The following is a 7,052-nucleotide window of genomic DNA, read 5'->3' on the forward strand; positions in this document are numbered from 1 at the left end:
GGTCGAAGGCCATGATGCTCAAGCCGGCGTGGCAACATGCCCGATGACCTGCACGGGGTCAGCCTGATGAATACGGGCGATGATCATTTCGCCGCTATCCGGCACTCGCCGGTCAAGCCGGTGATGTTGACCTGATGCGTGACAAGCACGGCTGGTCCACCGAAACGCTGCCCGCGAAGCCAGGCCGAAAGAGCGGCGGTGCGCTGCTCGCCGGCCGAACTGTCGCCAAAGAATGAATTGAGCAGCTCGAGAGGCACAACTTCGCCGATCCCTAGCAGGCGAGCGGTGTCGAGGCAACGACACCACTGGCTCGAATAGACGGCTGCCGACGAGATGCCATTCGCACGGAACAGGTCGCCGATTGCGCGGGACTGCGCACGACCTTCTTCCGACAGATTCCGCTGGGTGCTGCAATCACCGAGCCTGAAGCCAGGCGGATCGCCGGAGCCTGGGGCCGCGGCATGGCGCAGCAAGGCAATGGCTTCTCCGGATCGCAGGGCTGACCAGAGCGGCTCGGTGGCGCGTGCCTTGCCGAAGGCAGCCGCTCCGAGCGACAGGACAAGAAATCGCCGACGTCCAATTCGCATCTTGCTTCTCACCTTATCCGATAGCAGCCTACTGCAGGTAGTGAGCCTCGTTGAGCAATGCCGGGTCGCAGTGCTCAACGGCCTTGCCGTCTACGATCCGCAGCATGTCGAACCAGGTGGTGGTTTCGGGGTGCTTAGGACCCGACGCGGACCAGCACTTTCATTCCATATGGCCCAACATAAATGTTAGTGCCGACGATTTCAGGGCCGATCAGGAGCTGGAAACATTCCAGCCGACAGACAAGCCCCTCATCAGCCGCCGCGATACCCTCCACATCAGGACGGCGGCGGCAAGACTGTAGATGCCCATCAAGGCCAGTTGCAGCGCGTAGTCGACGCCGGCGTCGATCAGGTATCCGGTGATGCCGGGACCCATCGCCGACGCGAGAACCATCACGGCCACCACAACCGAGCGGATCGCGCCGAGATGCGCGGTGCCGTAGATCACCGGCCACATGGCGCCCTCCAAGGTCGAGGAGAAGCCGTAGCTGATGCCAAGCAGCGCCATGAAGACGAAGATGGCGAAAGGCGCCGTCAGATAGGCAGCCGCGAAGCATGCCAGTGCCAGCGGCAGAAGGAATAGAGGCAGCAGCTGGACCGCCGAGAAGCGGTCGACCAGCCACCCGGCCAGAAGCGCAAAGGCCATCGTCGTGGCGGATAGGACGGCGAAGCCGCTCGCGAAGAGTTGCAGCGGCCAGCTTCGAAGCTCGGTTAGGTAGACCTGGTGAAAGAAGATAGTCGTGCCGACGAAGGCGGGAGCCAGGACACCCAGGCAGATGGCGTAGAACGTCGGATCGCGCAGGACTTCCGCCCGCGTCCAGTGCTTCACTGCGCGTTGCGCCCTCGGCTGGATCTCGCTCTGCGGATTGCGTTCCTTCCAGACCAGCGCACAAACCAGAGGCAACGCCACGACCAGGATGAAGGCTGCGCAGACGAACCAGCTTCCCCTCCAGCCGACGAGGCCGGCCACGAGGACGAACAAGAAAGGCAGCAGTGCGCCGCCAACATGAAAGCCAAGCGTGACGACCGAGACGGCGCGGCCCCGGTTCGCGGCGAACCAGCGGCCTGTTGCCGTCAAAGCGGTCTGGGTCATCATGCCCTGCCCGAAAAGGCGCAGCAGATAGAGCGCTAGGAGCAGGGTTGGCAGCGAACCGGCGAGCCCCATCGCGATGCTGGCGCAGGCGAGCATGAGCATCGTCGCGATCGCCATGGTCACTGTCGAATACCGGTCCAGCGGCCGACCCAAGAACGGCAGAGTCGCCGCGCTGAGGACCGTTGCCAGCATGTAAAGCCCGCCGAACTCGCCATGACTCAACCCGAACGTCTCGCGGATACCCCCGTTCGACAAGGCGATGAAGAAGGTCTGCCCGAAGGACGAGACGAGGGTCAGCAAAAAGGCGCCCGAGAGCCAGCGGACATTGTTGACGACGAACGTACTGAAGGACTGCATGATCTTGTTATGTCTCGATAGAGTGCGCGCTTACGGTTCGTTCTCTATCGGCCTCCGCTGCCGGAGGATATCGGCCAGTTCCGCTTTGATCAGAGGTCTGGCTTCAGTCCGAGCGGTCCAACTTCCATGCCGATACCAACGAGCCAGTCCGACTTCGGTGTCCTCGCCACTTTGCTTGCGAGTGAATCGGACGCCGTCGCGCTCTTAAGTCAGGCACTCAAAGGCATCATGCCTCTCGCTTAAGCTCAGGTCCTCCTTCCCCTCTCGGATTGTATTTGCCGGACGCTGTCGAATGTGAAAGGCTTTTCGGCGGAAGCCGGTCATCCGGTGGATGTCGGCCGAACCGGAACAATGGTATCCTGCGGGGAGCATTCGGGGAGGCGACTGCATTGACCGAGAGCTTGGAAGCCGAAGAGGCGAGAGGTTGGTCGAATCTGCTGCTCGCGGCAGAAAGCGGCGATGCGGAGGCCGTTCAAGCGGAATTGGCGGCCGGCGCCAATATCAACGAGGCGGACGGCGGCGGCTGGTCAGCCCTTCATCTCGCAGCGCTCAATGCCCGTACCGCGGCGGTCGAGGCGCTGATCGAACACCCAGCAATCGATGTGAATTCCAGAAACAAATGGAAGAGCACGCCTTTGAGCCTTGCTTCGGCCAAGGGCCACTACGCCTCTATTTTAGCCCTCGTGAAGCATCCGGAAATAGAGATCGATGCAAGAGCCGACTATTACAGCAGGACGGCCCTTATTGAAGCAGCAAAGAACGGGCATCTGGATGTCGTCAAGTTGCTTGTCGAGAATGGCGCCGACGTGAATCTTACTGACAAGACCGGAAGAAACAACGCGCTTATCGAGGCTATCAAGGGACGGCACTACGAGGTCGCGGGATACCTGCTTGATTCTCGGAAAATGAACTTTCTCAACAAGGATATGAGACTGAACGCCCTGATCTGGGCTGGAAGCTGCCATAACCCTCAACTCATCGAAAAGCTGGAAGTCTCGATCCATACTTTCTTCGAAGGCAAGTGAAGGTCCCGCTTCGGCCGCAGGGACCATGTCCGTGGTCTTGCACTGGCCGAATGTCCTCGATCGCCGCAGGCCGCCTGTGGAGTTCCCTTCCAAGATCATTCAACCAATCGGTTGACAATTCGAAAGCGTGTCTCTATATTCAACTACATGGTTGAATTAGAGACACCCCAGATCGACGCGGTTTTTCACGCCCTTGGCGACGCCACCCGCCGGAGGATGCTTCGCGACCTCGCCGGCGGCGAGCGAACGGTAAGCCAGCTGGCGGAACCCTTCGCCATGTCGCTGGCGGCCGCCTCCAAGCACATCAAGGCGCTGGAGAATGCAGGGCTTATTCGTCGAGAGGTGAGGGGCCGCACGCATCTTTGCCGCCTCGAACCGGGACCGCTGGCCAGCGCCCACCAATGGCTGGGCTTCTACGAGCGCTTCTGGACCAACCGTCTCGACATTCTCGAACGTCTCCTTCGTGAGGAGGACGCACGCAAAGCCCAGGATCATTCCAGGAAATCGCCCACTTCAAAAGAAGGAAACGACCAATGAACCAGATGAAAACCATCGAAGCCTATGGCGAGCTGACCGAGCCCGCCACGTTCACCATCCAGCGGCTTTTGCCTGGCCCCATCGAGCGGGTCTGGGCCTATCTCACCGAGAGTGACCTGCGTCGGCAGTGGATGGCCGCGGGCCAGATGGAAATGAAGGCCGGCACCTCGTTCGAATTCGTCTGGCGTAACGACGAGCTGACCGACCCGCCCGGCCAGCGCCCTGCGGGCTTCCCCGAAGAGCATCGGATGGAGGGCCGGATCACCGAGCTCGATCCGCCTTACAATCTCGCCATCACCTGGGGAAACACCGGCGGCGTTTCCTTCTTGCTGGAGCCGAAAGGCAACGATGTGCTGCTCACCGTCGTCCATCGCCGGCTGCCGGAACGCGCAATCCAGCTCAACGTCACCGCCGGCTGGCACATGCACCTCGACATGCTGGCTGCCCGCCTCGCGGGCAAGACGCCGACCTCTTTCTGGGAGGGCTGGAGCCGCCTGCGGGAAGAATACGACCGCCGCCTGCCGGCCTGACACGATCGCGTCGGCCACCCTGAAGTCACCGCCCAGCCTCCACCGGCATCGGCCCTTGGAGGCTCGCACACCAGCAACGAACCCGACGATGAAACGTGCTTGCATTTCGCAAGCGCGATGGAGGAAGTCATGCGCAAATTGATCACCGGAATGAAGGTTTCCGTCGACGGCAAGATGGAGGGACCCGAGGGTTACGCCGATTGGGTCGACGCGTGGTCGGAGGAGTATGGGCTGACGCCGCAAATCGATGCCTGCCTGCTCGGGAGCGTCATGTACGCCGGCTACGAGCGCTACTGGAGCGCGATCCAGAATGAGCCGGACAAGCCGCTGCCGATGACCGGCAAATTGCCGACGCCAGCGGAGCTCGAATGGGCCCGCTTTGCCGAACAGACCCCGCATTATGTGCTGTCGAACACAATAACCTCGGCGGCCTGGCCAAAGACGCGCTTCATGCGGAGCCTCGAAGACATCGCTGCCCTCAAGCAGCAGCCGGGCAAGGATATCTATCTCATGGGCGGCGCGCGAATGACCGCGAGCCTTATCGATGCCGGGCTGGTGGATGAACTGCGGCTGATCGTCTATCCGCTGCTCGTCGGCGAAGGGAAGGCGTTGTTTGGAGCAACGCAAAAGCGTCGCGGGCTCGAACTGCGGAAGGTTCAGCAGCTCACGGATGGGCGCGTCAGCCTGGTCTATCGAATTGGCTAAATCAGCCGGTTTTCGCAGATTTCGCAGCGCTGCCCGGCTGAAATTTATTCCTGAAGGCCACGTCGCCGGTCAGAGGGAAACCGATAGCCCACCGTCAACCGCCGGTACATGGCCGTTGACGTAGGCGGCAGCGTCGGAGGCGAGAAACACCACGGCTCCGCCGAGCTCCTCAGGCTGAGCCCAGCGGCCCGCGGGGGTTCGTGTCTCGACCCATTTGGTGAAGGCCTCGTCGCTCATAAGTGCGGTATTGAGCTCGGTGGCGAAATAGCCGGGGGCGATCGCGTTGACGGTGATGCCTTGACGGCCCAGCTCAGCGGCAGTGGAGCGTGTCAGCCCGTGCAGCCACGCCTTTGCCGCCACATAGGCGTGAATGGTGGGACGGCCAGAAGACATCGAAATTGGCGACGATCCAGTCCCAGTGGATCGACTTTGGAATGACGATCAGCCCTTCCTGAAGGTGCCATCTGATGATCACCTGCGCCACGGACTTGCGGTGCTTTCCGGCGATGTTTGGCTAAGCCCGCTCTCGGTCAGCGAGGTTCTGCTTTCGCGTTGAACTTCAGTTGCTGGGATGGGTTACATGAATGCAGCATTATACCGCTGCCAGGTTGGTGACACGTTTGCACACACCCCTACAGCGATAGTTCCGATGTGCTCGAGAATCTTGCGCGGCCGAGACTTGTGGGTCGAGGGAAACTGCTCCGATCGCTGAAGATACGAACCGGCGCGTGCTGACTTTCGCATTATTATTTGCCCCGGAACATTCATCATCACAATGAAGGGCGAAAAGAGTCGCTGGGGTCGAGTATAAGCAGAACCAGCGGACACGTCAGAATTTTCGCGACATCAAATAGATGTGTTGGCTGGGAGAGCAAAAATGGTGGGTCCGCGAAAGTGGTTTCGGAGGCTGAGTGCGCCGAACGCGCCGCCAAGACAGGTTAGGTTGAAATAACTTCGTGCGACTACATCGATGCGGCAACTAATCCATATGCTGCCTGGGGGCATCACTATCAGAAAATTGGTGCGCTGGTCTGACTGATGGCCGGCGTTTGGCAACAGCAGTACGAGCGTTTGTTCCGCGGATCAAATGTAAGTAGCTGTTCCTTTTGTGCAACACGCATTCTCCACGATGCTTTAAAGTTAATTAAAATCATCGCGGTCCGTTAACAACGTTTCTCATTGACAGTTGAATGAAATCATATTCAACATTACTAACAAAAGGTAAATTTGGGGCGTTGGGGAGGAAGTGTTATGGGCGCGAATGGCGACGACAATTATGTTGGCACGGCCACTGACTACAACGACAAATTGATCGGGGGTTCTGGGGCCGACGCGCTTTCAGGGGAGGGAGGAAACGACGTTCTCAATGGTGGTTCCGGTGCAGATATCCTGGATGGCGGCAGCGGTATTGACAGCTTGCTAGGCGGTTCGGGCGCTGACACCCTTGTTTTCGTATCGTACGAGAATCAGTACAAACTCCAGGGAACCATATATGACAATGGTATCGCGCAAATCGGCGTAACGACATTCAGCGGGTACGATAGTTACGATGGTGGAAATGGTACTGTAAAAGGTGGTGCCACCGAAATTGACACGCTAAAAATTGTAATCAGCGTACAGCAGTCTAACGATGTTGCCTTTATGGCAGCCCTAAATGCCGAGATTAACTATTTTAACAATGTTTGGCTACCGGCCCATGTCAACCAAAGCACTGGGCAGGCAGATCAATCGATTTATGAATTCAAGAGCATAAATCTGAAAATTTCTGCCATCGAAAAACTCTCGCCCGTCGTGATCGATCTCAGCACCAATCATGCACCGGTGAACACCGTACCGTCCGGGGTACAATTGACCGATGAGGACGTATCAAAGGCAATTCCAGGGGTTTCGGTTTCAGATCCTGATGGTGGTATGTTAACGACTACTGTTTCAGTTCTGCACGGTACTCTAAACGTCTCGAGCAGCCCGCTCGTGACCGGCAACGGCACCAATTCGGTGACCATTGTTGGCTCCGCAGCGGACATCAATTTAATTCTATCCGGTCTGACTTACACGGGAAATGGAGATTTTAACGGTTCAGATACGCTAACAATCACAACCGGTGATGGTCTAGCCACTGACACGGACTTGCTGGCAATCACCGTCAACGCGGTCGCCGACATCGCCGACGACACCGCTTCGGGCGACGAGGACACGGCGATCACCACCACGGTGCTGG

At 58.8% G+C, this 7,052-nt stretch carries 7 protein-coding genes and 2 pseudogenes; 5 read left to right on the forward strand and 4 right to left on the reverse strand.

The features are described 5' to 3' along the window. Positions 1-83: 83 nt before the first annotated feature. Both CIT26_RS33470 and CIT26_RS33475 read right to left on the reverse strand, forming a co-directional pair. On the reverse strand, positions 84-587 hold the full coding sequence (locus tag CIT26_RS33470) for a histidine phosphatase family protein (RefSeq protein ID WP_245319653.1): 504 nt from the start codon (positions 585-587) through the stop codon (positions 84-86). A 211-nt stretch (positions 588-798) separates the two neighbouring features. Then, entirely contained in the window at positions 799-2,037 is a 1,239-nt protein-coding gene (locus CIT26_RS33475; RefSeq protein ID WP_095496529.1) for an MFS transporter, read from the reverse strand. A gap of 389 nt (positions 2,038-2,426) precedes the next feature. Between CIT26_RS33475 and CIT26_RS33480 the strand changes: the two genes are divergently transcribed. From CIT26_RS33480 to CIT26_RS33495, 4 genes are all read left to right on the forward strand, one after another. Beyond that, on the forward strand, positions 2,427-3,062 hold the full coding sequence (locus CIT26_RS33480; RefSeq protein WP_095496530.1) for an ankyrin repeat domain-containing protein: 636 nt from the start codon (positions 2,427-2,429) through the stop codon (positions 3,060-3,062). A gap of 147 nt (positions 3,063-3,209) precedes the next feature. Further along, positions 3,210-3,599 (forward strand): ArsR/SmtB family transcription factor, encoded by a 390-nt coding sequence (locus CIT26_RS33485; protein WP_095496531.1) that lies wholly within the window; start codon positions 3,210-3,212, stop codon positions 3,597-3,599. Next, positions 3,596-4,129 carry an SRPBCC family protein gene (locus tag CIT26_RS33490; protein ID WP_095496532.1) on the forward strand — a complete coding sequence of 178 codons (534 nt, stop codon included), beginning with the start codon at positions 3,596-3,598 and terminating at the stop codon, positions 4,127-4,129. Before CIT26_RS33485 ends, CIT26_RS33490 begins: the two co-directional genes overlap by 4 nt. A 129-nt stretch (positions 4,130-4,258) precedes the next feature. Then, the gene (locus tag CIT26_RS33495; RefSeq protein ID WP_095496565.1) at positions 4,259-4,834 is read left to right on the forward strand and encodes a dihydrofolate reductase family protein; all 576 of its coding nucleotides are present in this window, start codon (positions 4,259-4,261) and stop codon (positions 4,832-4,834) included. A 69-nt stretch (positions 4,835-4,903) separates the two neighbouring features. On the opposite strand, the gene CIT26_RS33500 is transcribed toward CIT26_RS33495, so the two are convergent. Further along, positions 4,904-5,227, reverse strand: a complete 324-nt coding sequence (locus CIT26_RS33500; protein ID WP_342587048.1) for an SDR family oxidoreductase — start codon at positions 5,225-5,227, stop codon at positions 4,904-4,906. Further along, positions 5,220-5,342 (reverse strand): annotated as a pseudogene (locus tag CIT26_RS38105) (aldo/keto reductase); the annotation flags it as partial. The pseudogene CIT26_RS38105 and the gene CIT26_RS33500, both read right to left, overlap by 8 nt. Positions 5,343-6,085: 743 nt before the next feature. On the opposite strand from CIT26_RS38105, the pseudogene CIT26_RS38390 reads away from it, so the two are divergent. After that, positions 6,086-7,052 (forward strand): annotated as a pseudogene (locus tag CIT26_RS38390) (hypothetical protein); the annotation flags it as partial.

The organism is Mesorhizobium temperatum (assembly GCF_002284575.1).
Taxonomy (GTDB): Bacteria; Pseudomonadota; Alphaproteobacteria; order Rhizobiales; family Rhizobiaceae; genus Mesorhizobium; species Mesorhizobium temperatum.

Excerpts from the sequence above, each read along its gene's own strand:
- CIT26_RS33495 (WP_095496565.1), top strand. The coding sequence starts at position 4,259 with ATGCGCAAATTGATCACCGGAATGAAGGTTTCCGTCGACGGCAAGATG.
- CIT26_RS33485 (WP_095496531.1), top strand. The coding sequence starts at position 3,210 with ATGGTTGAATTAGAGACACCCCAGATCGACGCGGTTTTTCACGCCCTT.
- CIT26_RS33475 (WP_095496529.1), bottom strand. The coding sequence starts at position 2,037 with ATGCAGTCCTTCAGTACGTTCGTCGTCAACAATGTCCGCTGGCTCTCG.
- CIT26_RS33490 (WP_095496532.1), top strand. The coding sequence starts at position 3,596 with ATGAACCAGATGAAAACCATCGAAGCCTATGGCGAGCTGACCGAGCCC.
- CIT26_RS33500 (WP_342587048.1), bottom strand. The coding sequence starts at position 5,227 with ATGTCTTCTGGCCGTCCCACCATTCACGCCTATGTGGCGGCAAAGGCG.
- CIT26_RS33470 (WP_245319653.1), bottom strand. The coding sequence starts at position 587 with ATGCGAATTGGACGTCGGCGATTTCTTGTCCTGTCGCTCGGAGCGGCT.